Source organism: Aeromonas sp. s10, from assembly GCF_040907975.1.
Lineage (GTDB): Bacteria > Pseudomonadota > Gammaproteobacteria > Enterobacterales > Aeromonadaceae > Aeromonas > Aeromonas caviae.
The window spans coordinates 85955-111924 of record NZ_JBFOCV010000041.1 but is presented as its reverse complement, the minus strand read 5'-3'; the positions used below and the strand labels follow the sequence as shown (position 1 = coordinate 111924).

The window sequence follows — 25970 nt, the reverse complement described above, 5'->3', positions numbered from 1 at the left end:
GGCTAGAAGGTCAGCACCTTGTCGGCGGCCAGAGTCCATTGAGCCAGCAAGGGGAGGGTGCCTATCTCTATGCCCTCGACAAGGGGTAGCGGGGTGATGCCGCGCGCATCGGTGCAGCTCTTGCAAAGCCGGATCCGGGTGCCCTGAGCCAGCAGTATCTCCAGCATCTGGCGCAGGTTGTAGCCCTCGGCCGGAGCCTGCCCGGCCAGAGCAGCAGTGACGGCATCCGACATCAGGAAGAGGTTGAGGTCTACCTTTCCCTCCTCTTTGAGGGCGATGCCGAGGCGCAGGGCATTGAACAGGGACTCGCTGCCATAGGGGGCGCCGTTGGCAATGATGAGAATGTGTTGGGTCATGTGGCTCTCCTGATTGAAAGGGCCATTGTAGCCTCGGTGAAAGCGGCCCGGCATGATGCAGAGCACACTCTGTCGTAGCCCGGCCCCATGTGTCTTGACCTCACACAGGGAGTCAGGTCTCATGGACGGCCATCCAGTATGACAGAACAAAGAGGTTGTTATGTGGAAGATCGCCGGAATAGGCTTATTGTTGTTGGCCGGACAAGCCTATGGTAGTGAAAACATCGGCTGCAAGGCCAGACAGCAGGCCGTGACGGATCAGCTTGCGTTCGCCAGGGCGCACAACAACCAGGAGCAGGTAGCCGGCCTTGAGCGGGCACTGCGCAACCTGGAGGCCCATTGTACCGATGCCGGGCTCCTTGAGGAGCAGCAACGCAAGGTGGTCAAGCAGAGGGAAGAAGTGGAAGAGCGGCTGGCCGAGTTGCAGAGCGCACGGGTATCGGGCAAGCCGGACAAGATTGCCAAGAAGCAGTCCAAGCTGGAGGAGTCCCAGGCCGAGTTGCTGGAAGCCCAGCGCGAACTCGAGGCGCTGCAAAAACTGGTCAAACCCTGAGGGAAGGGCAGCGCAATAGAAAAAGCCGGGCATGCCCGGCTTTTTCTATTTCTGGATAATGCACCCGCGAGTGTCAGACGCTGACTGCCTGTGCATCCGCACGAACTTCTCCATCAACTGATCTTCGGTTTCCACCCTATGGACGGGATCCCGGAGGATGCCGTCCATGGGGCGCAGACGCTGATACAGGCTTACTGCCTGTACATCTGCACGAACTTCTCTATCAACTGATCTTCGGTTTCCACCCTATGGACGGGATCCCGGAGGATGCCGTCCATGGGGCGCAGACGCTGATGCAGGTGCTACAGCTACTGCCTGTGCATCCGCACGAATTTCTCCATCAGCTGATCTTCGGTTTCCACCTTATGGACGGGATCCCGGAGGATGCCGTCCATGGGGCGCAGACGCTGATACAGGTTTACTGCCTGTGCATCCGCACAAACTTTTCCATCAGCTGATCTTCGGTCTCCACATGGGCGGGATCCCAGATGATGCAGTCGATAGGGCAGACGCTGATGCAGGTGGGCTTCTCATAGTGGCCGACGCATTCGGTGCAGCGATCCGGGTCTATCTCGTAGATCTTGCTCCCCAGGGTGATGGCCTGGTTCGGACACTCCGGATCGCACATGTCACAGTTGATGCACTTGTCGGTGATGAGCAGTGCCATCTTAGGCCGCCGAGTGAGGTTGACGGGTATCCTCGCGCTCGCCGAGGTTGCGCAGCAGGATGCCGTAATTCACGTCGATCTCCTTGGGTACCGGCACGTAGACCACGTGGCCGTTGCCCGGTGCGGTGTCGATGAGCTCGCCCTTGCGGTTCTGCATCTGCTCCAGGTTGAAGCTGAGGTTGCCCTGGGGGGTCATCAGCTCCAGGCTGTTGCCCAGCAGGAACTTGTTCTTCACCTCGACCTCGACCATGTCACCGTTGCGACCGGTGATCTCGCCGACGAACTGCTGGGTGTCGGAGACGGAGTAACCGTAGTCGTAGTTCTGGTATTCGCTGTGGTTGTGACGGCGCAGGAAGCCCTCGGTGTAGCCGCGGTGGGCCAGGTTCTCGAGGGTGCCCATCAGGGTCGGATCGAACGGACGGCCAGCCACCGCATCGTCGATGGCCTTGCGATAGACCTGGGCGGTACGGGCGCAGTAGTAGAAGGACTTGGTGCGGCCTTCGATTTTCAGCGAATGAACGCCCATTTTGGTCAGGCGCTCGACGTGCTCGACGGCGCGCAGATCCTTGGAGTTCATGATGTAGGTGCCGTGCTCGTCTTCAAACGCGGTCATGAACTCGCCCGGGCGGTTGGACTCTTCCAGCAGCACCAGGGCATCGGTCGGCTTGCCTGCGCCCAGGGTCGGATCCACCTTTTGCACGGCGATGGGCTCCTGGCGGTGGACGATCTGGCCCACGTCATCTTCCTTGCCCTCGTGCACCTTGTATTCCCAGCGGCAGGAGTTGGTGCAGGTGCCCTGATTGGGGTCACGCTTGTTGATGTAGCCGGAGAGCAGGCAGCGGCCGGAGTAGGCCATGCACAGTGCCCCGTGGACGAAGACTTCCAGCTCCATCTCCGGCACCTGCATGCGGATCTCCTCGATCTCGTCGAGAGACAGCTCGCGGGAGAGGATGGCACGGGTCAGGCCCATCTGATGCCAGAATTTCACCGTGGCCCAGTTGACCGCGTTGGCCTGCACCGAGAGGTGGATAGGCATGTCCGGGAAGGCTTCGCGCATCATCATGATGAGGCCGGGGTCGGACATGATGAGTGCATCCGGCTTCATATCCACCACGGGGCGCATGTCGCGGATGAAGGTCTTGAGCTTGGAGTTGTGGGGCTGGATGTTGGCCACCACATAGAACTGCTTGCCGAGGGCATGGGCCTCGTTGATGCCGAGCTGCAGATTCTCGTGATCGAATTCGTTGTTGCGTACCCGCAGGCTGTAGCGCGGCTGGCCCGCATAGACGGCGTCTGCGCCATAGGCATAGGCGTAGCGCATGTTCTTGAGGGTCCCGGCAGGGGAGAGCAATTCTGGTCTGAACATGTTGGACTCTTTTATCTGATTGCAAATCAGGACGGCGCCACCTGATGGCGTCGTGTGGGTTCATAGGTGGCGCGACCGTCTTCGACGCACGCCCATCCGATGGGGGTACATCGGAGCAGGAGGTGACTCGATACTCCGGATATACGGGGTGCGAGATTGTACTCGTGACCGCCTCGTCATGCAATTTGGGACGGCCTTGGCATGCCTGCGCCATGTTCATTTTACGCTCAGACTGGGGTTGCTAGAGTGCAAGGGGTGAAAGATGCCCCTGAGTTGGCGGTGAAATGGATCTTTTCGGCGAAAAAGACCATCTCCAAGTTGAAATTTTGCCCTGCTCGGGAAAGAATGCGCGCTCGGTTGTTGGTCCCCGGTGACGGGCCCACAAGAGACCGATGATGAGCAGGGCAAAGGCCCACAGGAACAGGAAACCATACAGGAATTTTATGAATCCCCTTCGCATTGCCGCTTCGGCTCTTTTATGTACGCTGGCGCTGGTCAGCCAGCAGGCCGCCGCCGTTGAATACCAGCTGCCTGCAGCCAACAGCCGCCTGATCGGTGAGAACCAGGAATACGTGGTGCCCGCAGACAACCGTCCGCTGGAGCAGATCGCCTCCGACTTCCAGCTGGGTCTGACCAACATCATGGAAGCCAACCCGGGCGTCGACCCCTACCTGCCCAAGGCGGGCAGCACGCTGATCATTCCCCATCAGCTGATCCTGCCCAACGCTCCCCGCGAAGGGATCGTCATCAACGTGGCGGAGATGCGTCTCTACTACTACCCGAAGGGCAAGAACGTAGTGCATGTGCTGCCCATCGGCATCGGCCAGCTCGGGGTCAACACCCCGGAGAACTGGATCACCAAGGTTGAACGCAAGCGTGCCAACCCGACCTGGACCCCGACCGAGAATATCCGTCGCCGCTACGCCGCCCAGGGCAAGACCCTGCCCGCGGTCTGGCCGGCCGGCCCGGACAACCCCATGGGCCTGCACGCGCTCTACATCGGCAACCTGTACGCCATCCACGGCACCAACGCCACCTTCGGTATCGGTTTGCGGGTGAGCAGCGGCTGCGTGCGCCTGCGCGCCGATGACATCAAGTACCTGTTCGATCACGTGCCGGTCGGCACCCGCGTCCAGTTCGTCAACCAGCCGGTCAAGACCACGGTCGAGCCGGATGGCGGTCGCTACATGGAAGTGCACGAGCCGCTGTCGCGCACCGAGGAAGAGTTCAACTCCACCGCCTCCGTGCCGCTGCCCATGACCCCGGCTACCACCCGCTTCATCGCCCATGCTGACAGCGATTCCAACGTGGTCAAGCAGGTGCTGGAACAGCGTACCGGCATCCCGACCCGCCTCAATCCAGAGGCGTAATGGCCGGCAAGTGCAGTTAAACAACAACGGCGACCATCAGGTCGCCGTTGTTGTTTCTGGGATTGGTGAGGTTCATTCGTAGCTGATTGTGATAATCGCCATGGTTTGGCGCGAGTCAATCCACCGATAGGAAACCTGGTTGGTGGCGAGACGCTGTGGCGACTGTTGTGCCAACTGTCTCAGATTGAGGGTATCTGTCGTTTGCTGTGGACCCGAGAGACAGGTGACCTGCACCCGATCCTGTTGCTGCTTGATGTGGCAGGCATCTTCAACGATTGCTCCGCTGAAGGTAATGTGCCCAGTACTGGTTGCCGACCTCGCCTGTGCCATCGATATACCCAAGCTGGCGCAGGTGAGTGCTACTACGATTGGCTTCATGCAGACCTCCAAATTGTCTTGCTCGCAGGTAGAAACCACTTTTCATGGCCTGTACTGCCAATATCGACCCGGTCAGTGAGAATGTGAGTGTTATTTGAGTGGCTGCAACGCAGCCCGACTCTGGTGGGTTAAATGACAAAACAGGGCAACCCAGGGATTGCCCTTGCTATGGCCGGCTGCGAGTGACCAGGCAGAGGGTATCCCGAGGAAGCTTTCATCTTCCTCAGGTGGTCGGTGGGGCATAGAGGGCCAGCCAGTTGCCTTCGGTATCCTCGATGATGACCCGGGATCCATGACCACTGCCGATGCTGTGCAGGGGTTCGAGCACCCGCCCGCCGAGCCGGGGGACCAGCAGCTCTGCCTCCTGCAGCCTGTCACCGAGGGAGAGATAGATGAGGGGACCGGCACCGCCGGGCTGGTGATATTTGTCCATGGGGCCGAGACAGGCCGCCGCGTTGCTGCCGTCGTGGCGCAGCATGGCAAAGCGCATGGTCTCTTCCTGGATGGGGGTGACCTGCACATCGAGCAGGGCCGAGTAAAAGTCCATGGCGCGATCCAGATCCCGTGTCGGAATATCGGCCCAGACCAGGGTGTTGTCCATCGTCGTATTCTCCAGAGTTCCCGGCCAACGCGGTCGGTGGCTCTTTGAGGTTAGAAGTGGCCGTCTGGGGGCGCCATGGATAAAAAAAGCGGCGCCTGATGGCGCCGCTTGAAGGGGGAAGAGCCGAGTAAGGCTCCCCCTCTTATTTGCCGGCAATGCTGAGCCCGCCAAAGCGGATCAGCGGGGCATAGAAGTCCTTGCCATCGTCGTGGTGCAGCTGGTTGCCGACCGCTTCCAGCTCCCCGAGCAGACGATAGAAGTTGCCCGCCACCGTGATGCCGCGTACCGGCGCCACTCGCTCGCCATTTCGGCAGAGGAAGCCGGAGGCGCCGAACGAGAAGTCACCGCTTACCGCATCGGCCCCGGAATGCAGGCCGTCCAGCTTGACCAGCTCCAGGTACTCACCGCTTTGTACCTCGGCCTCGCCGTGGGGGCCGAGCCCGAACACCAGGTGACGAGGGGCCACGTCCAGGGCACTACGGGCACTGCGGGCGGCTGCACCGTTGCTCGTCACGCCGAAGTGGCGGGCGGTGGCGCTGTTGTGCAGCAGGGTCTTGAGCTCCCCCTCGCCGATGAGCAGGAGATCCGAGGTGGCGGCTCCTTCGCCGTCAAACGTCTTGATCTTCATGCCCCCCGGCATATAGGCACGGCTCTCCAGGGTGAGCCAGCGAGACGCCACGCTTTGGCCCAACTTGTCGCGCCAGGGGTTGATCCCCTGCTGGGCCCACTTGCCAGACAGGGCGGACTGGAAGCAGCCAAACAGGCTGGCAAAGCAGTGGGTGCTGAAGATGACGCTGTAGCGACCGCTCGGCACCGCCTCACCCATCAGCAGGCCATCGGCCACGGCGTGGATCTGGCGGATGAGAGGCTGGCTCTCCAACTCGTCGAAGCGCCGTGCGTACTGTCCCTGGTAGTGCATGGACTGGCGGCCCTCCCGCTCGATGAGAGCGGAGCTGTGGCAGCCGACGCTGAATTCCTGATGTTCGCAGAGGCTGCCCTGGCTGTTGGCAAGCCAGAGGCGGCTCTCCCCCTCGCAGAAGCCGTTGTAGGGGGCGCCGGTCACGTCCGGCAGGGCCAGCATGTCGGACTCGAGGCGCAGGGTCAGGGCAATCTTCTCTTCCACCGCCGTGGTGTCGGCCTGATGTATCTCGGCGCAGTCGGTGATGAGCCTGCTCTGCTGCACTGTGATGCGCTGATCCGGGTCCACCTTGGCGAAGCGGCTCGCATCGAGCGCATCCTGCACCATGGCGTCCAGGGCCGACGCGTCGAGGGACTCGGAATAGGCGATGCCGACCCGGCCTTCCTTGATGAGGCGAATGCCGATCTGCTGGCTGCTGGTGACCTTGTATTCACTGAGTTCGCCCTTGTCGGCCTTGAGGGAGAAGGCCTTCTCCTGATTGGCGATGACGTCCGCCTCGGCACCCAGATCGGCGACCTGGTCAAGCAGACGGGCAAGCAGTTGGTTCATGTCGAGCTGGCTCATCAGGCGTTCCCTCCGACCAGGATATTGTCAACCTTGAGCGGTGGCTGGCCGACTGAAACGCGAATGAGGCGGGAGATGGAACCGCACAGAGTGTCATGGATGTTCATCAGGCGTTCCCTCCGACCAGGATATTGTCAACCTTGAGCGGCGGCTGGCCGACCGAGGCGGGAATGGATCCCGAGACCGAGCCGCACATGCCGGCGGAGAGGGCCAGATCGCGCCCCACCATGGAGATCTCCTTCAATACCTGCGGGCCGGTGCCGATCAGGGTGGCTGACTTGAGGGGTCGGGTGATCCTGCCCCCCTCGATGAGGTAGGCCTCCTGCACGTTGAAGTTGAACTCGCCGGTACCGGGCTGCACAGAGCCCCCCCCCATCCGCTTGGCATAGATGCCGTGCTCCACGGTTGCCAGCATGTCGTCGAGGCTGTGGTTGCCCGGTTCGATATAGGTGTTGCGCATGCGGGAGGCGGGGGCGAACTTGTAGGATTCCCGGCGCCCGGAACCGGTGCGGGCGTAGCCGGTGCGAAGGGCCCCCATTCTGTCCACCAGGAAGCCGGTCAGCACGCCGTCCTTGATGAGCTGGGTGTGCTGGGTCGCCATCCCCTCGTCATCGACGTTGATGGAGCCCCAGGCGTTGCCCTGCAAGCCCTCGTCCACCGCGCTGACCGCCGGGTTGGCGATGAGCTGACCCATCTTGTCGTGGAACACGGATGCCTTTTTGGCCACCGAGGTGGTCTCCAGCAGGTGACCGCACGCCTCGTGGAAGATGACGCCGCCAAAGCCGCTCTCCATGATGACCGGCAGCTTGCCGCTCGGGCAGGGGGCGGCTCCCAGCTTCACCAGTGCCTGGCGGGTGGCGGTGAGAGCCAGCTCGCGGGGATCGATGCTCTCGGCATGTTCCCATCCCTTCATGGCACCGGGGGCTTCATAACCTACGCTCTGCTCGCCCCCGTCCAGGGCGATGGTCTGGGCCATGATGCGGTTGTAGTGGCGGCGATCGCTCACCTGGACCCCTTCGCTGTTGAAGATCTCCACCTCCTGCTCCCAGCCGAGCACGTTGCCCGAGAACTGGCTCACCTTGTCGCTCTCGGCGCGGGCCGCAGCGTCCATGGCATGCAGGTAGGCGATCTTCTGCTCCAGCAGCTTGTCGGCCGACAGCGGCAGAGCGATCGGGTTGCGGTCGGTCAGGCGGGTGAAGTCAAAGGCGGTGGCGGTGACCACGGGGTCACGCCTGTCCTTGGCCGCCAGCAGGGTAACGATGCGCAAGAGCTCGTTGCGATCGGCCAGGTTGGTGTAGCCGTAGAGCACCTTGTGGCCGTAGCACAGGCGAACGCCGATACCGAAGTCGAGACCACCGCTGATGTTCTCTATCTGGCTGGAGAGCAGGCTGAGCTGGCTGCGGCGCTTGCGCTCCACAAACAGCTCGGCGAAGTCGGCACCCAGCGCCAGCGCGTGATCGAGCACGTCGCGGGCGATGGCGGGGGCCAACAGGGAGAATGAAGTCATAGAATATCCTTTTCTGGTCTGTCCGTTTGCTTCCGACACCCGGCGTTGTGTTGTTATGGGGTGTCGACCTCATTGTTGCAGACCAGAAGCAAAAAGTCGCTATAGCGTCAGCCGATGATACCGAACGAGAAAATCGGTGCGATTTATGCGCCCGGCAGCCCGAGCGCAGGCTACCGACAGGGGAGGTTGGCGCCGCTCATGGCGCTCGCTTGATATCTGGTCGACCCACTGCTCGATGCGGGGTCGGTCTGGTCGTCCATTGGCTGGCGTCGTCGAACATCCAGGCGATCAGGATCAGAGCAGTTCGTGGATCTCGTTCAGGATCTGGTCGACCCACTGCTCGATACGGGACTCGGTCTGGTCGTACTGGTTGGCGTCATCGAGGGCCAGCCCGACGAAGTGGCGGCCATCGTCGATGAGCGCCTTGGAGGCGTCAAACTCGTACCCCTCGTTGGGCCAGTAGCCCACCAGCTTGACTCCCTTGGGGACCAGCTGATCGTGCAGCAGGCCGAGGGCATCCTGATACCACTCCCCATAGCCCAGCTGATCGCCCATGCCAAACAGGGCGATGATGCGTCCCTCCAGATGCAGGTCGGCGATGTCTTCCCAGCGGGATTCCCAGTCCTCCTGCAGCTCGCCGAAGTCCCAGGTGGAGATGCCCAGGATCAGGATGTCGTACTCCTGCATGCGGGCGAGGGGCACATCCTTGATGTTGTGGAGATCGACCAGCTCGGGGCCGATGAGGGCGCGGATCTTCTCGGCGGCCATCTCGGTGTAGCAGGTGGTGGAGCCATAAAACAAACCTATCTTCATCGCTCTTCTCTTGATCGCAGTCGGCAAGGGGCGTGACCGGCACAGCGGCGCCCGGGGGGAGGGCGCCAGTCTAGCAGATTGCGCCGGGCTCTTCACCGCCTGAGGGGATGTGCAGCCTTGCCTTGCGGCCCGGGTGGGTCGGCACGTTACAATGGCGACCTGTTTCCCTGAGCGCGGCGCACCATGAGCAAAGCAGAATCCCATCCCCTGATCGAGCCGTTTCTCGACGCCCTCTGGCTGGAGCGGGGGCTTTCCGACAACACGGTCAGCTCCTATCGCACCGACCTGGAAAAATTTGCCCTCTGGCTCGATGAGCAAGGCGGTTCCCTGCTGCTGGCGGGGCTGGACGACATCCAGCACTACCTCGCCTGGCGGGTGGACCATCAGTTCGCGGCCAGCAGCACGGCCCGTTTCCTCTCGGCCCTGCGCCGCTTCTACCAGTACCTCAATCGCGAGAAGCTGCGCAGCGACGATCCCACCGTGCTGCTGGAGGGGCCAAAGCTCCCCAAAAAGCTGCCATCGGATCTGAGCGAAGCCGAGGTGGAGGCGCTGCTGCAAGCGCCCCTGGTGGACGACCCGCTGGAACTGCGGGACAAGGCAATGCTCGAGCTGCTCTACGCCACCGGGCTGCGGGTGTCCGAGCTGGTGGGGCTGACCGCCGAACACGTCAGCCTGCGCCAGGGGCTGGTGCGAGTGGTGGGCAAGGGCAACAAGGAGCGCCTGGTGCCCATGGGGGAGGAGGCGGTGCACTGGCTGGAGCGCTACTACCGGGAGGGGCGCACCCTGCTGCTGGGTGGCACCAGCTCGGACGTGGTGTTCCCCTCCAAGCGGGCCCGGATGATGACCCGCCAGACCTTCTGGCACCGCATCAAGCTCTATGCCCTGAGAGCTGGCATCAGGGGGGAACTCTCTCCCCACACCCTGCGTCATGCCTTCGCCACCCACCTGCTCAATCACGGCGCCGATCTGCGAGTGGTGCAGATGCTGCTGGGCCACGCGGATCTCTCCACAACCCAGATCTATACCCACGTGGCCAACGAGCGGCTCAAGGCACTGCACGGCCAGCACCACCCCAGAGCCTGATCGCCTCACCTGCCTTGCAACAAAAAACCGCCCGAAGGCGGTTTTTTTCAGCACACGACAGGGAGGAAACGGTTATTTCCCCTGCTGGGATTTCAGCAAGTCGCGGATCTCGGTCAGCAGCTCCTGATCCTTGGTGGGGCCGGCCGGGGCAGCGGCTTCCTCTTCCTGCTTCTTCTTCAGGGTGTTGATGGCCTTGAGCCCCATGAAGATGGCGAAGGAGATGATCAGGAAGTCGATACAGGTCTGGATGAACTTGCCGTAGGCGATGACCACGGCAGGGGCATCCCCTTCGGCGGCCTTCAGGGTCACGGCGAGATCGCTGAAATCCACGCCCCCCAGGATCAGCCCGATGGGGGGCATGATCACGTCTCCCACGAAGGAGGAGACAATCTTGCCAAAGGCGGCACCTATGATGATACCGACAGCCATGTCGATCACATTGCCCCTGGATGCAAAGGCCTTGAACTCTTGAATCAGACTCATTTTTCCCCCTATAAATGGACGACGTGCCACCTGAGCGCACGTCGATTTGAATAATAAAACATCAGAAAAACAGAGGGATGACTAAAGATGTCTCCCGTCGTCCTGATTAGCTTGCGGGGCTCAAGCCCGATTGGCAACCTGTCATCCCGTGATTTTTTCTTGCGGACGTTATTAATCGATCACTAATTAAGGTCTTTGGGAGAGGGAATTGTCTGGGTTACCTTATGAGACCCTTAAATCATGCCAAGTGAATGAGCTGATGCGATATTTACTGCTGGGAATGATGCTGCTGTGCGCTTTTGCGGCCAGCGCGGGGATGGACCCCCATGTGTTGAAACAGACCATAGAGCAGCGCCTCGGTGTGCAGGTCTACCTGGTGGACGAGACCCCCATGCCGGGCCTCTATCTGCTGGGCACGGCCCAGGGACTGCTCTACAGCGATGCCAGGGGAGACTATGTGCTGCAGGGCTCCATGCTGGATCTGGCCCACGACATGAGAAACCTCACCCGGCTCAGCCAGCAGCAGCAACGCAGGCTGGCGCTCTCCCAGATAGGGGAGGCCCGGCTCTGGCTCAAGGCCACCCCTGAACGCCACCGCCTCACCCTGTTTACCGATCTCGCCTGCGGTCCTTGCCGCATCGCGCTGGAGGAGTTGCCCCGCTTGCAGGCGAGGGGCGTGAGCGTGCAACTGCTGCCTGCGCCTGTCGCCGCCTCGGATCAGGCTAGCTGGTGCGATCCCGGGCTGCTGCGCGAACTCAACTTCAGCGATCGTTTGCCTGAGAGCGGTTGTAATGCGATCCTTGCCCATCATATCGGCCTGAGCCAATGGCTCGGGATCAAGGCGTCACCGAGTTGGGTCCTGCCCAATGGCGACCTGGTGCGCGGTTACCAGAGCCCCGAACAACTGCTCAAGATACTGGATCACATCAATGCCCCTGCAAATCCGTCGTCGTCCGCGAGTTGATGATTCCCATCTGCCCGCCACCCTGCACCCGCTACTTCGCCAGATCTTCGCCAGCCGCGGGGTAGAAGACCCTGCCCTGCTGGAGCGCAGCGCCAACCAGCTGCTGCCGCCCCAGCGTCTGTTCGGCATGGCGCAGGCGGTGCCGCTGCTGGCCGAGGCGCTGACGGCGCAAAAACGCATTCTCATCGTCGGTGACTTTGACTGCGACGGCGCCACCAGCTCGGCGCTGTGCGTGCTGGCCTTGCGCGCCATGGGGGGGCACCACATCGATTTTCTGGTGCCCAACCGCTTCGAGTTCGGCTATGGCCTCACCCCGGAGATCGTCGAGCTGGCGGTGGCCCGCGGCGCCGAGTTCCTGATCACGGTGGACAACGGCATCTCCAGCATCGCCGGGGTGGCGGCGGCCAAGGCGGCAGGCATGCAGGTACTGGTTACCGATCACCATTTGCCGGGTCAGGAGCTGCCTGACGCCGACGCGATAGTGAACCCCAACCAGCATGGCTGCGACTTCCCCTCCAAGTCCCTGGCCGGGGTCGGGGTCGCCTTCTATCTGATGGCGGCCCTCAACACCCATCTGCGCCAGAGCGGCTGGTATGAGCGCCAGGGGCTGCGCGCCCCCAACGTGGCGGATTACCTGGATCTGGTGGCGCTCGGCACCGTGGCCGACGTGGTGGCGCTCGATGGCAACAACCGCATCCTGGTCCATCAGGGGTTGCAGCGGATCCGGGCTGGCCGTTGTCGCCCCGGCATCCAGGCGCTGGTGGATGTGTCGGGTCGCGACGGTCGTCGCCTGTGCGCCGCCGATCTCGGCTTTGCGCTGGGGCCGCGCCTCAACGCGGTGGGCCGGCTCGACGACATGTCCCTCGGGGTCGCCTGCCTGCTCTGTGACGACATCAACCTGGCGCGCCAGCTCGCCTCCGAAATGGACAGCCTCAACCAGGAGCGCAAGGAGATCGAGCAGGGGATGCAGCAGGAGGCGCTCGCCACTTTGGAGCAGATCCGTTTTCGCGACGGCGAGGTGCCCTCCGGCATCGTGCTGCACCGAAACGAGTGGCATCAGGGGGTGGTGGGGCTGGTGGCCTCCAAGGTGAAGGAGAAGTACTACCGCCCGGTCATCGCGTTTGCCGAGAGCAGCGAGACCGAGCTCAAGGGCTCCGGGCGCTCCATCCCGGGGGTGCATCTGCGCGATGCGCTGGAACTGCTCGACACCCGCCACCCCGGCTTGATGGGCAAGTTTGGCGGCCACGCCATGGCGGCCGGGCTGACCCTGCCCAAGGCCAATATCGAGGCCTTCGGTCGGGCCTTCGAGGCGGTCATCGGCGAGCTGGTGACCCCTGAGCTCTTGACCGGGGTGCTGCTCACCGATGGCGAGCTGCTGCCCGATGAACTGAGTCTGGAGCTGGCGGAGCTTATTCGCGCCTCCGGCCCCTGGGGTCAGGCCTTCCCCGAGCCGCTGTTTGACGGGGAATTCGTGCTGGTGCAGCAGCGGCTGGTGGGGGAGAAGCACCTCAAGATGATGCTGACCACGGATTCCGGCCACGCGGTGGATGCCATCGCCTTTGGCGTCGACTTGCAGCGCTGGCCCGATGCCTCGGTGAAGCGGGTGCGGCTGGTCTACCGGCTCGACGTCAACGAGTGGCGCGGCAACCGCAGCGTGCAACTGCTGGTGGAGCATCTGGAGGCCGCCGGCCTCTGACGTTCGTGAGTTTCTTTTGCTGCCGATGACGGCCACCTCAGGGTGGCCGTTTTTTTATGGTGTTAACCCGGATGTTGTCGTTGACCCGTCTATTGCTTCACAGTTTAAGCTTCCCTTCATCGGGTCACGGACCTCACTGCGAGTCGCTGTCATGAAAATATCCGAACTGGCCCGGCGCTGCGGCCTGGCCCGCTCCACCCTGCTCTATTACGAGAAGCTGGGGGTGATTACGGGCACGAGGGGCGCCAACGGCTATCGCCACTACGACGATGACGATCTGCAGCGGCTGCGGATGGTACAGGCCCTGCAGGCCGGCGGGCTCAGCCTCAAGCAGTGCCTCGCCTGCCTGGCGGGCGAGCTGGAGCAGGCAACGCTGGCAGCCCGGGTCAGGGAGCTGGATGAAGAGCTGGCGCGGATGCAACGCGCCCGGGATCTGCTGGCGGATCTCGCCGGTTTGCGTGCGCACTCCGGCGACGAGTTCAAGGCCTGGCAGCGGCAACTGCAGCATCAAGCCCCGCAGGCTTACTTTGCCTGGGTGATGAAGCAGGGATTCAGTGAAAAAGAGCGTTACCACCTGCAGTGGCTCAGCAAAGACATGAATGAACATGAACGTTATATCCGGGATTTCAAGCTGCTGCTGGATGGCATGAGCTATTGGGGGCCGGGTGATAGCCTTTTCACCCAGCAGCAGTTTGCCGCGCTGCCCAGCCAGCCTCGCCGGATCTTCGACATGGGTTGCGGGCGCGGCGCCGCCACCCTGGCGCTGGCACAGGTGACGGACGCCACCATAGTGGCCATCGATCTGGACGAGGAGGCGCTGGCCGCCGTGGCCCGCAGCACCAGTGCGGCGGGGCTGAGTCAGGTCACTACCCTGTGCGCCAACATGGCGGCGCTGCCGGCAGATCTTGCCCCCGCCGATCTCATCTGGGCCGAGGGGAGCGCCTACACCATCGGGGTGGCCAACGCCTTGCAGGCATGGCGGCCGTACCTTGCCGGTCCTGCTGCCTGGTGTTGAGCGACCTGGTGTGGCTGACAGACACGCCGCCAGAGGAGGCGTTGGCGTTCTGGCAGCGGGATTATCCCGCCATGCAGACCCTGGCGGGCCTGCTCAAAACGGTGAAGGAGGCGGGTTATCGCTGCCTGTGGCACACCCCGTTGCCGCAAAGGGCCTGGGACAACTATCTGGATCCCATCGAGCGCAATCTGGCGCGCCACAGTGCCGAGCTGGGGGATAACCCAGCCTGGCAGGATCTGAGCCGGGAAGTGGCCATCCACCGCCAACACCTGGGCAGCTACGGCTATGTGATCTGCTGCCTGCAGACAGTCTGATCAGGCCATCCATTGCAAGATAACAAACGGAGAAAACCTATGAACATCATCATTCGGCCCGAAACAGGCGCCGATCACGACGCCATTGAAGCGCTGACCGTGGCCGCGTTCCTCAATGCCCCCCATACCGATCACAACGAGCAGCTGATCGTGCGTGACCTGCGCCAGGCTGGGGCACTCAGCCTGTCGCTGGTGGCGGAGCAGGAGGGACGGATGGTCGGCCACCTCTGCTTCTCGCCGGTGACCATCAGCGATGGCAGCCCGCACTGGTATGGTCTTGGTCCTATTTCCGTCTCTCCCGAGCTGCAAGGCAAGGGGCTGGGGTCACGGCTGATGGAGGCGGGTCTGGCCGAGCTCAAGGGGATGGGGGCGGCTGGCTGCGTGGTGCTGGGGGATCCCGGCTTCTACGGCCGTTTCGGTTTCGTGTCCGAGCCGGGGTTGACGCTGCCCGGCGTGCCGCCCGAGTACTTCATGACACGCTCGTTCGGCGCTGCCATGCCCAGTGGTGAAGTGCGCTACCACCAGGCCTTCCAGCAGGGGTGAGCCCTCACCTTGAGGAAGATGCAAGTCGCTTTCTCAAGGTGGTGCAACCTTGTCGGTTTTAGGGAATGGGGCGGTGTTTAATATCAACCTTTCTGATATCTCATGGTGGAAAATGCAATAAGTGACGGTATTGTGATATATTCCACCTGTAATTTTTCTTGACGGACAGCCCCCTTGTCATCCTCTCGCCGCCCCTCGTCATGGCCGATGGTGCTTGCCATCGCCTGCCTTCTCTGGCTTGCCGCTGCGGCGGCGGCAGGGGTCGTTGCAACGCCGGGAATGGAGACGCAAGGGCAGGAGCGGCCGATGCTGTTCCATGAGCCAGCGAACCCGGGGCTTGCCGACAACGTCAGCCTGCCGCCCGCCTCCCAGTGGCGGCTCGGTTTCGAGCAGGGACGGCGACTGGAAGGGGCCGCTCATGCCGAGCTCTACCAGATGCTGCTGGCCTGGTTCCAGCACGAGATCCTCGGCCTGCTCTGTGGCCTGCTGTTCTTCCTGCCCCTCATCTACCTCAGGCAGCGGCCCGACTACTTCGGCGCTCTGCACACACGGCGGCTTCGCTGCCACCACCTGCAATATCGCTTCTGCCAGGGCGACTAGGTTCACCAGCCGGGCGCCCGCCCGTTTGATCCCCGTCATTGAGTACCGCTGACCGGGCTGCTCGGCAGTCTGGCGGCTGCCGTGGTCATTACCGGGTGCTGCGCCAGCTCTCTCTGTAAACGTCATCCGTGACGTCATCTTCGCGATTGGCCGTTGGCCGGGCGCGGACGTGCTCTTATTGCAACCAAGTGGTGAACTCATTCATGGACTATTACGTCAATCTCTTCATCCAGTCGATCTTTGTGGAAAACCTGGCGCTGGCCTTCTTCCTTGGCATGTGCACCTTTCTGGCCGTCTCGAAAAACATCAACACCGCCTTCGGTTTGGGCATGACGGTGCTGGCGGTCATGGTGATCGCCATCCCCCTCAACAACCTGATCTACCGCCATATCCTGCGTCCCGAGAGTACCTTCCTCGGGGAGTTTGATCTGGGCTTTCTCGATTTCATCGTCTATATCGGGGTGCTGGCGGCGCTGGTGCAGGTGATGGAGATGGTGCTGGACAAACATTTCCCGGCGCTCCATCACGCGCTCGGTATCTATCTGCCGTTGCTGACGGTGCACTGCGCCATCTTCGGCGGGGTGATGTTCATGGCCCAGCGGGATTACGACTTCATCGAATCCGTGGTCTACGGGGCGGGCTCAGGGCTGGGCTGGCTGCTGGCCATCGTCGCCATTGCGGGATTGCGCCAGAAGATGAAGTATTCGGATGTGCCAGAGGGGCTGCGGGGTATCGGCATTACCTTCATCGTGGCCGGGCTGATGTCCCTCGGCTTCATGTCCTTTTCCGGCATCTCGCTCTGAGCCATGGGCCGGGTGGTGGCCCAATGAAGGTGCTCAATCCAGACGCTTTGCCATGTTGTAGCCCGTGATGGTGAAGCCCAGCGCCTGATAGAGCGCCAGTGCCCTCGGGTTGTCATGGGCCACCCTCAGCTTGATCTGGTGGATGCCTAGGGGGGCGAGCTGCGCTTCCAGGGCGGCCATGGCTGCCTTGCCGAGGCCGCGACCACGATGGGGCGGTGTCACATAGAAGTCGTAGATGAAGGTGGTGCCGGCGGCGCCGTCGATGGCGTGCCAGAGATAGCCCAGAGGCTCGCCCGGCGCGTTCGGGGCTTCAGGTACCATGGCGAGCAGGTGATGACCCGGGGTGGCGACACCCAGTGGCAGGAGCTGCTGCAACGAGGCGTCGGCCTGACGGTGGGCGTCAGGCAGCGCCATCCCGTGGTTGCTGGCAAGATCCTGGGCGTAATCCTCGATGAAGTAGTCGCGATAGGCGGGAAAGTCTGCGTCACGCAGGGGGATCAGGCGAACGGTGAGAGTCGGCATCCGGCACAGCACTCCAGAGAAGGGGAGTGGCCACGTTACGCCAGAACGGCGCCAATCACAAAGGGACAACCGCTGCCTGCGAGGTGACGGCGATAAAAAAAAGAGCGCCCAGAGGCGCTCTTTTTTCTGCCAGCAGGAAAAGAGGCTTATTTGACCTCTTCCCCCTTGGCTTGCAGGTCTGCGTGGTAGGAGGAACGCACGAAGGGACCGCAGGCGGCGTGGCTGAAGCCGAGATCCATGGCCACATCCTTGAGTTCGTCGAACTCTGCGGGCGGCACATAACGCTTCACCGGCAGGTGGTGGCGGCTCGGTTGCAGGTACTGGCCCAGGGTCAGCATGTTGACGCCGTGCTCGCGCAAGTCCTTGAGTACCTGCACGATCTCTTCGTTGGTTTCGCCCAGACCCATCATGACGCCGGACTTGGTCGGCACGTGGGGGTGCATCTCCTTGATGCGGCGCAGCAGCTCCAGAGACCACTTGTAGTCGGCACCCGGACGGGCAACCCGGTACATGCGCGGGGCGGTTTCCAGGTTGTGGTTGAAGACGTCAGGCGGGGTCTCGCGGAACACCTCCAGCGCCTGCTCCATCCGGCCACGGAAGTCCGGGGTCAGGATCTCGATGCGGGTCTGCGGGCTGTGCTCGCGGATCTGCTTGATGCAGTCGGCGAAGTGCTGGGCACCGCCGTCCCGCAGATCGTCGCGGTCCACCGAGGTGATCACCACGTATTTGAGCCCCATCTCCTTGATGGTCAGCGCCAGCTTCTTCGGCTCCTCCGGATCCAGCGGCAATGGACGGCCGTGGGCCACGTCGCAGAAGGGGCAGCGGCGGGTACAGATGGCGCCCATGATCATGAAGGTCGCGGTGCCGTGGTTGAAGCACTCCGCCAGGTTGGGGCAGGAAGCCTCTTCACACACAGAGTGCAGCTTGTTTTTGCGCAGGGTGCTCTTGATGTGCTCGATCTTCTGGCTCGACGGCGGCAGCTTGATCCGCATCCAGTCCGGCTTGCGCAGCACTTCCTCGTTGGGATCCGGCATGAATTTCACCGGGATCAGGGCCATCTTGTCGCCATCGCGCAGCTTGACGCCCGGCTCCATACGAACGGGTTTGCTCATGATTCACTCTCGGTGTTTGTTATTGTCTGGTTGATAGCCACCAGGGTCATCTCTGTGCCCTCATGGCCAGGCAGCATGGGCTTGCTCATGCCGCCTCTTCGGTATTCGTGATCTCTTGGTAGCCAATCAGGCGGGCCAGCTCCGTCACCAGCAGGGACTGTGCCTCGGCGACGCTCTGCGGGCCGCCCAGGGCGCTGGTCTGGGTCATGGCCATACCCGCATAGCCGCACGGATTGATGCGCAGGAAGGGGGTCATGTCCATGTTGACGTTGAGAGCCAACCCGTGGAACGAGCACCCCTTGCGAATGCGCAAGCCCAGGGACGCCAGCTTGGCCTCCATGCCCAGATCGCTCTTCACGTAGACGCCCGGGGCATCGGCCTTGGCGTAGGCCTCGATATTGCTTTTGGCGAGCGTGTTGATGATGGCGGTTTCGAGGCAGGTCACCAGCTCCCGTACAGAGAGCTTGCTGCGGCGCACATCCACCAGCACGTAGAGCACCAGCTGGCCCGGGCCGTGATAGGTCACCTGGCCACCGCGATCACTCTGCACCACCGGGATGTTGCCGGGGGCGAGCAGGTGTTCGGCCTTGCCGGCCTGACCCTGGGTGTAGACGGGGTCATGCTCCACCACCCAGAACTCGTCCGGGGTGTCGGGGGTGCGATTGTCGGTGAACGCCTTCATGGCGTCCCACACCGGCTGGTAGGGGCGACGGCCCAGCTGTCTGACGAGCAGTTGGCCGGCTGACGGTTGTGGCTCGGCGGGCGTTTCGAGTGACATCTTTCCTCACTGGCGGCGCGGTGTCGGTACGGTCGCCGCTGCGACCGGGCGGCAAATAATCAGTCGCCCCGGTGGCGGGGCGAGAGAGGCAACTTACAGGACGTAACGAACCAGCTCGATCTTGCCAAGGGCGGTATACATGGCCTCGATGTGTTCCTTGCTCTGGGCGGTGACCGTCACCCGTACCGAGTGATAGTTGCCCTTGGAGCTCGGTTGAACGGTCGGGCTGTAGGTGCCGGGAGCATGTTGCTGCAGCACTTCCACCACCATGTCGGGCAGGGCGGGATCGGCCACGCCAAGCACCTTGAACGGGAACTTGCAGGGGAACTCCAGCAGTTCATCAAACTTGGTATTCATCTACTTCACCTTTCTGGGTCGCCGGGACGCGGCGTCATCTTTACGTCTTTGAGGGCCGCCGAAACGGTCCCCTCATCTGCCCCCAGGGGACAGTTCCCAGTCTATATGGGCATGAGCCGCCTCGGGATCAAGACCCGGCGGTGCGGCAAGACGTGGAAATGCTGCTTTTTACCACAAATCGTCAGTCGGCGGAACCTGCAGATTACAGGGTTATTGACTGGACAGACCGCAAAAGACAGCAGCGGCGCCTGTTGGCGCCGCTGCTTGAGGAAGGGTCTGTTACTTGAACCAGCTGGAGACCAGCATGACCAGGTAATCCCACAGGCGGCTCATCAGGCCACCTTCCTGCACCTCTTCCAGGGCAACCAGGGGAACCTGCTTGATCTCCTTGTCCCCTTGCTTGAGGTACACGGTGCCGACGCGCTGGCCCTTGGCCAGGGGCGCCTTCAGCTCGCTCTCCAGCTGGAAGTCCGCCTTGAGGTTGTTGCCCTGGCCACGGGTGACCAGCACGGAGACGTCCTTGTCGACCCCCAGCTTCACTTCCGGCTTGTCGCCCATCCAGATCTTCTGGGTGACCAGTTCGGTGCCCGCCTTGTAGGGGGTCAGGCTCTGGAAGAAGCGGAAGCCGTAGGTGAGCAGCTTCTTGCTCTCGGCAGCGCGTGAGGCCTCGCTGTTGGCCCCCATGACCACGGCGATCAGGCGCATGCCTTCGTTGTTGGTGGCGGAAGAGACCAGGTTGTAGCCGACCTGGCTGACGTGACCTGTCTTGATGCCGTCAACCTGCAGGGATTGGTCCCACAGCAGGCGGTTGCGGTTGTGCTGGGTGATGCCGTTGAACACGAAGGACTTCTGGGAGTAGATCTTGTACTCCTCCGGCTGATCGTGGATCAGGGCCTGACCCAGGCGGGCCATGTCGCGGGCGGTACTGTAGTGGCCCTCTTCATCCAGGCCGTGGGGGTTCTTGAACTGGGAGTCCTTCATGCCGAGCTTGGCGGCCCAGGCGTTCATCAGGCTGGCGAAGGAGTCGGTGCTGCCTGCCAGGTGCTCGGCCATGGCGACGCAGGCGTCGTTGCCGGACTGGATGATGATGCCCTTGTTGAGATCATCGACGGAGACCTGCTTGCCCACCTCGATGAACATCTTGGAGGAATCGGAGTAGTTCTTGGACCAGGCGTTCTGGCTGATGGTCACCATGTCGGTGCCCTTGATGTTCCCCTTGTGCAACTCGTCGCCGACGATGTAGGAGGTCATCATCTTGGTCAGGCTGGCGGGGGGCAGACGCTCGTCGGCGTTCTGCTCGGCCAGCACCTGTCCGGAGAAGTAGTCGATCAGGATGTGGGCCTTGGCGGAGATTTCGGGCGCGGCAGGCACCACCATGGGGGCGCTGTTCAAAGTGGGGACCGGCTGGGCACTCGGCAGGGCCGAATCCGGGGTCGGAACAGGCTGGTTGGCCTGAGCGGTGGCGCTTAACAGGGAGGCCAGAATAACGGAGCGGGCAAATTTGGACATCTTGAAATTCCTGGTGCCTGGATGGGATGTACCCAAGTTGAAAAAAAGCGGGCCCCACTATACCAGATGTGCGTGTCGGTCATAGTCCGAGATGCGACCTGGACGGGATTTTATGGGATGGTCCCCGACCTCGCGTCGTATCCCGGCGCGAGGTCGGGGCGGGTATCAGGGCACGATGAAGGCCTGCTCCAACCCACCCTGGCGGATCTGCTCGAGCAGAGGGGCCTGCTTGTCGCTGGCCACGGGTCCGAGCAGGACGCGGAAGACGGCGCCATGTGCCACCACCTGGTACGGCACGCCATAGCGCTGGGTCATCACCTTGCCCATGGCCTCGGCCCGCGCCTGCGAGCCGCTGGCGAGCACCTGGATCATCTTGCCCTGGGTCGCACCTGCCTTGGGGGGGGAGACGGTGGTGGTTGCCGTGGCGGCAGGAGCAGGAGCAGGCGCGGCCTTGGCCGGTGCCGTGGGGGCCGGCGTCTCGTTCACGAAGGAATTGGCTGCTGGCGCCGCAGGCTCCATGGGCGTCATCGGGGTCATGGGCACCATCTCCACCATCTGATCCGGCTGATCGGTGATGAGTTCGAGGCGCACCCGGGCCTCACCCCCTTCCACCATCTCCAACTGCGCGGCGGCGGCGTGGGAGAGATCGATCAGGCGATCGCTGCCGAAGGGGCCGCGATCATTGACGCGTACTATGGTCTCCAGACCGTTGTCCAGATTGGTGACCCGCACGTAGCTTGGCAGGGGCAGGTTGCGATGGGCGGCGCTGAACAGGGTGCTGTCCTGCACGTCGCCGTTGGCAGTCTTGTTGCCGTCCAGATCCCGGGAGAGCCAGCTGGCAGTGCCTTCCTCGCTGTAGTGCTTGATGTCGCGCCACACCTCAAACTTCTGCTTTCCGATCCAGTAGTCCCGGTTGCCGCTCTCGCTCATGGGTTCGGGGCGGGGAATGGCGCCGGTCGCCTGGGGGATCTCGATGACCTGGGGCTTCTCCTGGGGGACGGGCTCCGGGGGCAGCGGCTGGGGTTCGGGTTGGCTGCTACAGGCGGCCAGCAACAAGGTCAGGCTGAGGGGAAGAAGTTTGTGGCTGTAATGCATAAGCGTCCTGGATTGCTTGACTGAGTTGATGCACCGCCATCGCATAGAGAGGGCTGCGATTGTAGCGGGTGATCACGTAAAAATTGTGGCGCGCGACCCAGTATTCCGGTCCTTCGGCCTGCTCCATCGCCAGCAGTTTTACCGGCGTCTCGGGTGACGGCGGTGTGGCGACTTCTATGCCCGCAGCGGCCAGCTCTGCCCAGCGGTGTCTTAGCTCGGGCTCGGGTGCAAGCAGGGTACCTACTGGCGCCAATCCGATCAAGGCGGGCTCCACCACCGGCTCGCCCCAGCGCCAGTGGTGCAGGGCGAAGTAGTTGGCCACGCTGCCGATGGCATCTGCCGGGTTGGCGAAGAGATCCCGCTTGCCGTCTCCGTCGAAGTCGACCGCGTAGTGGCGGTAGCTGGAGGGCATGAACTGGCCCATGCCCATGGCGCCGGCATAGGAACCCTTGAGACTGGTGAGCGGCCACTTCTCTTCCCGGGCAAGCAGCACCAGCTGGGCAAACTCCTTGGCGAAGAAATCCTCCCGTTCTGGGTAGTGGAATCCCAGGGTGTAAAGGCTGTCGAGCACCGGATGGCGGCCCATCTGTCGACCGTAAAAGGTCTCGATGCCGATGATGGCGACGATGAGGGAGGCGGGGACCTGGTAGGTCTGCTCGGCCCGTGCCAGGGTGGCGGCATGGCGCTGCCAGAATCCCACTCCGTCCCGGATGCGCTCCGGGGTGACGAACAGCGGCCTGTAGCGGTGCCAGGGCTTGGCTTCCCAGGGGCGGCGGATGGTGTCCAGCACCTCCTGGCGCAGGCTGGCCTGGGCGGCGGCGGCCTGCAACTCTGCCAGCGGCACCTGCTGCTGCTCGGCCAGCAGGCTGAGCCGGGCCGGCGAGACGGCAGCACTCGCCGTCAGGGTGCATAGAGATAGAGCCAGCCAGCCGAGCCGCATCAGGCGAGCAGCCGCCTGTGGGTCTGGATGGACATCAGAACGCCGAAGCCCGCCATCAGGGTCACCATGGAGGTGCCGCCGTAGCTCACCAGTGGCAGGGGAACCCCTACCACTGGCAGGATGCCGCTTACCATGCCCATATTGACGAACACATAGACGAAGAAGGTCAGGGTCAGGGCGCCCCCCAGCAGGCGTTCGAAGCTGTTCTGGGCCTGCATGGAGATAAACAGGCAGCGGCTGATGATGTAGAGGTAGATGACCAGCAAGAGGGCCACTCCCACCAGACCGAACTCCTCGCTGAAGACGGCGAAGATGAAGTCGGTGTGGCGCTCTGGCAGGAATTCGAGCTGGGACTGGGTGCCTTGCAGCCACCCCTTGCCGAACACGCCGCCGGAGCCGATCGCAATCTTGGACTGGATGATGTGATAGCCGCGACCGAGCGGGTCCTTCTCCGGGTCCAGCAGCATCAGCACCCGCTGGCGCTGGTAGTCGTGCATCAGGAAGAACCAGAGTACCGGCATGAAGGCGCAGATGAGCAAGACCGCGAGCCCGATGAGCCACCAGCTGATCCCCGCCAGGAAGATGACGAAGAAGCCGGAAGCGGCCACCAGGATGGAGGTGCCGAGATCGGGTTGGGCCGCGATCAGCAGGGTGGGCAGCAGCACCATCACCAGGGCGATCATCACATGGCTGAACTTCGGCGGCAGGGAGTGCCGGCTGAGCCAGGCGGCCACCATGATGGGCATGGAGAGTTTCATCACTTCGGAGGGCTGGAACTTCATGAAGCCGAGATCGAGCCAGCGCTGGGCCCCCTTGCCGATATGGCCGAACACGTCCACCGCGATGAGCAGCAGCACCACCACCGCAAACAGTGGCACCGACCAGCGGGCATAGAGGGAGGGTGGCAGCTGGGCCATGCCGATCATCAGACCGAAGGCCAGGGCGCCGCGCACCAGCTGGCGCACGATGGAGTCGAGATCCTGGCCCGAGGCGGAGTAGAGCACCACCATGGAGAGGGCCATCAGGGTCAGCAGGCCGAGCAGCAGCGGCAGGTCGATGTGCAGCTTGTACCAGATGCTCTGCTGGCGGGCAGAATTACTCATTGGGAAACGACCTCACTCGGTTGGGACGGCTTTTCCGGTGCCGGTGGCAACTGGGGTTCCGGCGGCAGCAGATAGGCATCCAGCATGTGGCGGGCGACCGGTGCCGCCATGGCGCTGCCGCCCCCGGCGTTCTCCAGCACCAGGGCGACCACTGCCTTGGGTGCCTCGAAGGGGGCGAAGGCGACGAACAGGGCGTTGTCGCGGTGCTCCACCTTGGTGGTGGCCGCGTTGTAGACCTGGTTCTCCTTGAGGCCCACCACCTGGGCGGTGCCGGACTTGCCCGCCGCCTTGTAGGGGGTATTGGCGAAGGCGCGGCGCCCCGTCCCTTCGTGGCCGTTGATGACGCGCCACATGCCGTCCTTGGCCACCTGCCAGTAGGTATCGCTCTTGGCGGCGATGGCCACGTTCGGGTTGATGGGGGCGTTGACCACGCCATCGGAGGAGGCGGTGCTCTTGAGCAGGTGCGGCGTCACGTCGTGACCGTTCTGGGTCAGGATGCTGATGGCCTTGGCGAGCTGGATCGGGGTGGCGCTCCAGTAGCCCTGGCCGATGCCGATGGAGATGGTGTCCCCCTGATACCAGGGTTGACGCCAGCGGGCCATCTTCCAGTCCCGGGAGGGCATGACGCCCCGGGTCTCTTCATAGAGGTCCACGCCGCTGTACTGGCCGAAGCCGAACTTGGTCATGTAGCTGTTGATCTTGTCGATGCCGACCCGGTAGGCGAGATCGTAGAAATAAGTGTCCGCAGACACTTCGATGGCGCGATAGACGTCGAGCCAGCCGTGGCCCCAGCGGCGCCAGTCCCGGAACTTCTTGGTGGTGCCCGGGATGGAGAAGCTGGGCCCGCCGAAGTAGCGGTAATTGGGGGTGATGGCCCCCTCGTTGAGCCCCATCACCGCCATCATGGGCTTGACGGTGGAGGCGGGGGCATAGATGCCCTGGGTGGTTCGGTTCACCAGCGGCCGGGCGGGATCGTTGAGCAGCGCCGAGTAGTTGGCGCTGGAGATGCCGGTCACGAACAGGTTGGGGTCGTAGCTCGGGCTCGACTCCATGGCCAGGATGGCGCCGGTGTTGGGCTCCATCATCACGATGGCGCCCCGGCGGCCGGCCAGCAGCTCCTGGGCCTTCAACTGCAGGCGGATGTCGATGTTGAGGTAGATGTCCTTGCCGGGCTCGGGGGGCTGGAATTTCAGGGTGCGCACCACCCGGCCGCGGTTGTTCACCTCGACCTCCTGATAACCCGCCACGCCGTGCAGCTGATCCTCGTAGTACTTCTCCACCCCCTGTTTGCCGATGTCCTTGGTGGCGGCATAGTTGGCGAGCTTCTCCTCCTTCTCGAGGCGCTCCACGTCACGGGTGTTGATCTTGGCCACGTAGCCCAGGGCATGGGTGAGGGTATCGCCGAACGGGTAGTAGCGCTTGAGGTAGGCCTCGATGCTGGCCCCCGGGTAGTTATGCTGGTTGACCGAGAAGAGGGCGACCTGGTATTCGGTCAGCTTCTCGAACAGGGGCACGGGCTTGAAGCGGCGCTGACGCTTGACCTCGGCCAGGAACTTCTCCTTGGTCCCCTCCGGCAGGGCCAGCAGGGTGATGAGGTCGTCCGCGGTCTTCTCCAGGTTCTCGGTCTCTTCGGGCACGATCTCCAGGCTGTAGACCGGGCGGTTTTCCGCCAGCAGGACACCGTTGGCGTCGTAGATGAGGCCACGGGGCGGCGCCACCGGCACCACACGGATGCGGTTGTCATTGGAGCGGGTCTGGTAGGTTTCGTAAGACTCTACTTGCAGGTAGTAGAGGTTAGCCAGCAGCACCAGCATGAGGGTGACCATGCCGATGTAGGCGACCAGGGTGCGCCGGAAGAACAGACGTCCCTCGGCACTGTGATCGCGCATTTCAATGCGATTCTTCAGCATGCCGTTACCTTGTGGCTGACGTGCGGGTGAGAGAGGAGAAATGCATGCT

At 62.8% G+C, this 25970-nt stretch carries 27 protein-coding genes and 2 pseudogenes; 9 read left to right on the top strand and 20 right to left on the bottom strand.

Features of this window, described 5'->3' with window-relative positions; translation table 11 throughout:
• Window positions 1-2: 2 nt before the first annotated feature.
• Window positions 3-356 carry a DsrE/DsrF/TusD sulfur relay family protein gene (locus AB5Y59_RS15155; protein ID WP_010675361.1) on the bottom strand — a complete coding sequence of 118 codons (354 nt, stop codon included), beginning with the start codon at window positions 354-356 and terminating at the stop codon, window positions 3-5.
• A 160-nt stretch (window positions 357-516) separates the two neighbouring features.
• On the opposite strand from AB5Y59_RS15155, the gene AB5Y59_RS15150 reads away from it, so the two are divergent.
• Window positions 517-909: a DUF1090 domain-containing protein gene (locus tag AB5Y59_RS15150; RefSeq protein WP_039041125.1), complete on the top strand. Its 393-nt coding sequence runs from the start codon at window positions 517-519 to the stop codon at window positions 907-909.
• 308 nt (window positions 910-1217) lie between these two features.
• Here AB5Y59_RS15150 and AB5Y59_RS15145 read toward each other — a convergent pair.
• The 3 genes and pseudogenes from AB5Y59_RS15145 to yegQ all read right to left on the bottom strand — a co-directional run.
• Window positions 1218-1313 (bottom strand): annotated as a pseudogene (locus tag AB5Y59_RS15145) (ferredoxin); the annotation flags it as partial.
• Window positions 1314-1327: 14 nt separating this feature from the next.
• A complete protein-coding gene (locus tag AB5Y59_RS15140; RefSeq protein WP_010675358.1) occupies window positions 1328-1576 on the bottom strand; it encodes a YfhL family 4Fe-4S dicluster ferredoxin in 249 nt (82 codons plus the stop codon).
• A gap of 1 nt (window position 1577) precedes the next feature.
• Complete coding sequence (gene yegQ, locus AB5Y59_RS15135; protein ID WP_010675357.1) at window positions 1578-2942, bottom strand: tRNA 5-hydroxyuridine modification protein YegQ; 1365 nt, start codon at window positions 2940-2942, stop codon at window positions 1578-1580.
• 443 nt (window positions 2943-3385) lie between these two features.
• On the opposite strand from yegQ, the gene AB5Y59_RS15130 reads away from it, so the two are divergent.
• A complete protein-coding gene (locus tag AB5Y59_RS15130) occupies window positions 3386-4312 on the top strand; it encodes a L,D-transpeptidase family protein (protein ID WP_041212511.1) in 927 nt (308 codons plus the stop codon).
• A 72-nt stretch (window positions 4313-4384) separates the two neighbouring features.
• Here the strand turns inward: AB5Y59_RS15130 and AB5Y59_RS15125 are convergent, their stop codons facing one another.
• The 6 genes from AB5Y59_RS15125 to fldB form a co-directional block, all read right to left on the bottom strand.
• A complete protein-coding gene (locus AB5Y59_RS15125; protein ID WP_174219044.1) occupies window positions 4385-4690 on the bottom strand; it encodes a type 1 fimbrial protein in 306 nt (101 codons plus the stop codon).
• 223 nt (window positions 4691-4913) lie between these two features.
• Window positions 4914-5291 (bottom strand): VOC family protein, encoded by a 378-nt coding sequence (locus AB5Y59_RS15120; protein WP_043153219.1) that lies wholly within the window; start codon window positions 5289-5291, stop codon window positions 4914-4916.
• A 142-nt stretch (window positions 5292-5433) separates the two neighbouring features.
• The gene (locus AB5Y59_RS15115; protein ID WP_368212268.1) at window positions 5434-6774 is read right to left on the bottom strand and encodes a TldD/PmbA family protein; all 1341 of its coding nucleotides are present in this window, start codon (window positions 6772-6774) and stop codon (window positions 5434-5436) included.
• Window positions 6774-6881: a hypothetical protein gene (locus tag AB5Y59_RS15110; RefSeq protein WP_010673741.1), complete on the bottom strand. Its 108-nt coding sequence runs from the start codon at window positions 6879-6881 to the stop codon at window positions 6774-6776. The genes AB5Y59_RS15115 and AB5Y59_RS15110 overlap by 1 nt, the downstream gene beginning before the upstream one ends.
• Window positions 6881-8281: a TldD/PmbA family protein gene (locus AB5Y59_RS15105; RefSeq protein ID WP_103243612.1), complete on the bottom strand. Its 1401-nt coding sequence runs from the start codon at window positions 8279-8281 to the stop codon at window positions 6881-6883. The genes AB5Y59_RS15110 and AB5Y59_RS15105 overlap by 1 nt, the downstream gene beginning before the upstream one ends.
• A 294-nt stretch (window positions 8282-8575) precedes the next feature.
• Window positions 8576-9094 carry a flavodoxin FldB gene (gene fldB, locus AB5Y59_RS15100; RefSeq protein WP_049636563.1) on the bottom strand — a complete coding sequence of 173 codons (519 nt, stop codon included), beginning with the start codon at window positions 9092-9094 and terminating at the stop codon, window positions 8576-8578.
• A gap of 183 nt (window positions 9095-9277) precedes the next feature.
• Between fldB and xerD the strand changes: the two genes are divergently transcribed.
• Window positions 9278-10177 (top strand): site-specific tyrosine recombinase XerD, encoded by a 900-nt coding sequence (xerD, locus tag AB5Y59_RS15095; RefSeq protein ID WP_042014490.1) that lies wholly within the window; start codon window positions 9278-9280, stop codon window positions 10175-10177.
• Window positions 10178-10249: 72 nt separating this feature from the next.
• On the opposite strand, the gene mscL is transcribed toward xerD, so the two are convergent.
• Window positions 10250-10660: a large-conductance mechanosensitive channel protein MscL gene (mscL, locus tag AB5Y59_RS15090; protein WP_010673746.1), complete on the bottom strand. Its 411-nt coding sequence runs from the start codon at window positions 10658-10660 to the stop codon at window positions 10250-10252.
• 259 nt (window positions 10661-10919) lie between these two features.
• Between mscL and AB5Y59_RS15085 the strand changes: the two genes are divergently transcribed.
• The 6 genes and pseudogenes from AB5Y59_RS15085 to nqrE all read left to right on the top strand — a co-directional run bounded on the left by AB5Y59_RS15085 (window position 10920) and on the right by nqrE (window position 16595).
• On the top strand, window positions 10920-11624 hold the full coding sequence (locus AB5Y59_RS15085) for a disulfide isomerase DsbC N-terminal domain-containing protein (RefSeq protein WP_039041117.1): 705 nt from the start codon (window positions 10920-10922) through the stop codon (window positions 11622-11624).
• Window positions 11590-13320, top strand: coding sequence for a single-stranded-DNA-specific exonuclease RecJ (recJ, locus tag AB5Y59_RS15080; protein WP_139737768.1), 1731 nt, complete (start codon window positions 11590-11592; stop codon window positions 13318-13320). Before AB5Y59_RS15085 ends, recJ begins: the two co-directional genes overlap by 35 nt.
• Before the next feature lie 151 nt (window positions 13321-13471).
• Window positions 13472-14649 (top strand): annotated as a pseudogene (locus AB5Y59_RS15075) (MerR family transcriptional regulator).
• 39 nt (window positions 14650-14688) lie between these two features.
• Window positions 14689-15192: a GNAT family N-acetyltransferase gene (locus AB5Y59_RS15070; protein ID WP_139737766.1), complete on the top strand. Its 504-nt coding sequence runs from the start codon at window positions 14689-14691 to the stop codon at window positions 15190-15192.
• Between the two features lie 306 nt (window positions 15193-15498).
• Entirely contained in the window at window positions 15499-15792 is a 294-nt protein-coding gene (locus tag AB5Y59_RS15065) for a hypothetical protein (RefSeq protein ID WP_010673751.1), read from the top strand.
• Window positions 15793-15995: 203 nt separating this feature from the next.
• On the top strand, window positions 15996-16595 hold the full coding sequence (gene nqrE / locus AB5Y59_RS15060; protein ID WP_052816016.1) for an NADH:ubiquinone reductase (Na(+)-transporting) subunit E: 600 nt from the start codon (window positions 15996-15998) through the stop codon (window positions 16593-16595).
• 33 nt (window positions 16596-16628) lie between these two features.
• Here nqrE and AB5Y59_RS15055 read toward each other — a convergent pair whose 3' ends face one another.
• From AB5Y59_RS15055 to mrdA, 9 genes are all read right to left on the bottom strand, one after another.
• Window positions 16629-17117, bottom strand: a complete 489-nt coding sequence (locus AB5Y59_RS15055) for a GNAT family N-acetyltransferase (protein WP_167824706.1) — start codon at window positions 17115-17117, stop codon at window positions 16629-16631.
• A 146-nt stretch (window positions 17118-17263) separates the two neighbouring features.
• Window positions 17264-18229 (bottom strand): lipoyl synthase, encoded by a 966-nt coding sequence (gene lipA / locus AB5Y59_RS15050; RefSeq protein WP_214002485.1) that lies wholly within the window; start codon window positions 18227-18229, stop codon window positions 17264-17266.
• 85 nt (window positions 18230-18314) lie between these two features.
• Window positions 18315-19007 (bottom strand): lipoyl(octanoyl) transferase LipB, encoded by a 693-nt coding sequence (lipB, locus tag AB5Y59_RS15045; protein ID WP_010673755.1) that lies wholly within the window; start codon window positions 19005-19007, stop codon window positions 18315-18317.
• 93 nt (window positions 19008-19100) lie between these two features.
• Window positions 19101-19364, bottom strand: a complete 264-nt coding sequence (gene ybeD / locus AB5Y59_RS15040) for a DUF493 family protein YbeD (RefSeq protein ID WP_010673756.1) — start codon at window positions 19362-19364, stop codon at window positions 19101-19103.
• A 279-nt stretch (window positions 19365-19643) separates the two neighbouring features.
• Complete coding sequence (locus AB5Y59_RS15035) at window positions 19644-20873, bottom strand: D-alanyl-D-alanine carboxypeptidase family protein (protein WP_010673757.1); 1230 nt, start codon at window positions 20871-20873, stop codon at window positions 19644-19646.
• A gap of 165 nt (window positions 20874-21038) precedes the next feature.
• On the bottom strand, window positions 21039-21968 hold the full coding sequence (locus AB5Y59_RS15030; RefSeq protein ID WP_219596688.1) for a septal ring lytic transglycosylase RlpA family protein: 930 nt from the start codon (window positions 21966-21968) through the stop codon (window positions 21039-21041).
• Window positions 21910-22908, bottom strand: coding sequence for a lytic murein transglycosylase B (gene mltB / locus AB5Y59_RS15025; RefSeq protein ID WP_268451327.1), 999 nt, complete (start codon window positions 22906-22908; stop codon window positions 21910-21912). Before mltB ends, AB5Y59_RS15030 begins: the two co-directional genes overlap by 59 nt.
• Entirely contained in the window at window positions 22908-24011 is a 1104-nt protein-coding gene (gene rodA / locus AB5Y59_RS15020; RefSeq protein WP_010673760.1) for a rod shape-determining protein RodA, read from the bottom strand. The genes mltB and rodA overlap by 1 nt, the downstream gene beginning before the upstream one ends.
• Window positions 24008-25921 carry a penicillin-binding protein 2 gene (gene mrdA / locus AB5Y59_RS15015; RefSeq protein ID WP_010673761.1) on the bottom strand — a complete coding sequence of 638 codons (1914 nt, stop codon included), beginning with the start codon at window positions 25919-25921 and terminating at the stop codon, window positions 24008-24010. The genes rodA and mrdA overlap by 4 nt, the downstream gene beginning before the upstream one ends.
• Window positions 25922-25970 lie beyond the last annotated feature (49 nt).

Coding starts and splice junctions, on each gene's coding strand:
- AB5Y59_RS15155 (WP_010675361.1), bottom strand. CDS start 356: ATGACCCAACACATTCTCATCATTGCCAACGGCGCCCCCTATGGCAGC.
- AB5Y59_RS15150 (WP_039041125.1), top strand. CDS start 517: ATGTGGAAGATCGCCGGAATAGGCTTATTGTTGTTGGCCGGACAAGCC.
- AB5Y59_RS15140 (WP_010675358.1), bottom strand. CDS start 1,576: ATGGCACTGCTCATCACCGACAAGTGCATCAACTGTGACATGTGCGAT.
- yegQ (WP_010675357.1), bottom strand. CDS start 2,942: ATGTTCAGACCAGAATTGCTCTCCCCTGCCGGGACCCTCAAGAACATG.
- AB5Y59_RS15130 (WP_041212511.1), top strand. CDS start 3,386: ATGAATCCCCTTCGCATTGCCGCTTCGGCTCTTTTATGTACGCTGGCG.
- AB5Y59_RS15125 (WP_174219044.1), bottom strand. CDS start 4,690: ATGAAGCCAATCGTAGTAGCACTCACCTGCGCCAGCTTGGGTATATCG.
- AB5Y59_RS15120 (WP_043153219.1), bottom strand. CDS start 5,291: ATGGACAACACCCTGGTCTGGGCCGATATTCCGACACGGGATCTGGAT.
- AB5Y59_RS15115 (WP_368212268.1), bottom strand. CDS start 6,774: ATGAGCCAGCTCGACATGAACCAACTGCTTGCCCGTCTGCTTGACCAG.
- AB5Y59_RS15110 (WP_010673741.1), bottom strand. CDS start 6,881: ATGAACATCCATGACACTCTGTGCGGTTCCATCTCCCGCCTCATTCGC.
- AB5Y59_RS15105 (WP_103243612.1), bottom strand. CDS start 8,281: ATGACTTCATTCTCCCTGTTGGCCCCCGCCATCGCCCGCGACGTGCTC.
- fldB (WP_049636563.1), bottom strand. CDS start 9,094: ATGAAGATAGGTTTGTTTTATGGCTCCACCACCTGCTACACCGAGATG.
- xerD (WP_042014490.1), top strand. CDS start 9,278: ATGAGCAAAGCAGAATCCCATCCCCTGATCGAGCCGTTTCTCGACGCC.
- mscL (WP_010673746.1), bottom strand. CDS start 10,660: ATGAGTCTGATTCAAGAGTTCAAGGCCTTTGCATCCAGGGGCAATGTG.
- AB5Y59_RS15085 (WP_039041117.1), top strand. CDS start 10,920: ATGCGATATTTACTGCTGGGAATGATGCTGCTGTGCGCTTTTGCGGCC.
- recJ (WP_139737768.1), top strand. CDS start 11,590: ATGCCCCTGCAAATCCGTCGTCGTCCGCGAGTTGATGATTCCCATCTG.
- AB5Y59_RS15070 (WP_139737766.1), top strand. CDS start 14,689: ATGAACATCATCATTCGGCCCGAAACAGGCGCCGATCACGACGCCATT.
- AB5Y59_RS15065 (WP_010673751.1), top strand. CDS start 15,499: ATGCTGTTCCATGAGCCAGCGAACCCGGGGCTTGCCGACAACGTCAGC.
- nqrE (WP_052816016.1), top strand. CDS start 15,996: ATGGACTATTACGTCAATCTCTTCATCCAGTCGATCTTTGTGGAAAAC.
- AB5Y59_RS15055 (WP_167824706.1), bottom strand. CDS start 17,117: ATGCCGACTCTCACCGTTCGCCTGATCCCCCTGCGTGACGCAGACTTT.
- lipA (WP_214002485.1), bottom strand. CDS start 18,229: ATGAGCAAACCCGTTCGTATGGAGCCGGGCGTCAAGCTGCGCGATGGC.
- lipB (WP_010673755.1), bottom strand. CDS start 19,007: ATGTCACTCGAAACGCCCGCCGAGCCACAACCGTCAGCCGGCCAACTG.
- ybeD (WP_010673756.1), bottom strand. CDS start 19,364: ATGAATACCAAGTTTGATGAACTGCTGGAGTTCCCCTGCAAGTTCCCG.
- AB5Y59_RS15035 (WP_010673757.1), bottom strand. CDS start 20,873: ATGTCCAAATTTGCCCGCTCCGTTATTCTGGCCTCCCTGTTAAGCGCC.
- AB5Y59_RS15030 (WP_219596688.1), bottom strand. CDS start 21,968: ATGCATTACAGCCACAAACTTCTTCCCCTCAGCCTGACCTTGTTGCTG.
- mltB (WP_268451327.1), bottom strand. CDS start 22,908: ATGCGGCTCGGCTGGCTGGCTCTATCTCTATGCACCCTGACGGCGAGT.
- rodA (WP_010673760.1), bottom strand. CDS start 24,011: ATGAGTAATTCTGCCCGCCAGCAGAGCATCTGGTACAAGCTGCACATC.
- mrdA (WP_010673761.1), bottom strand. CDS start 25,921: ATGCTGAAGAATCGCATTGAAATGCGCGATCACAGTGCCGAGGGACGT.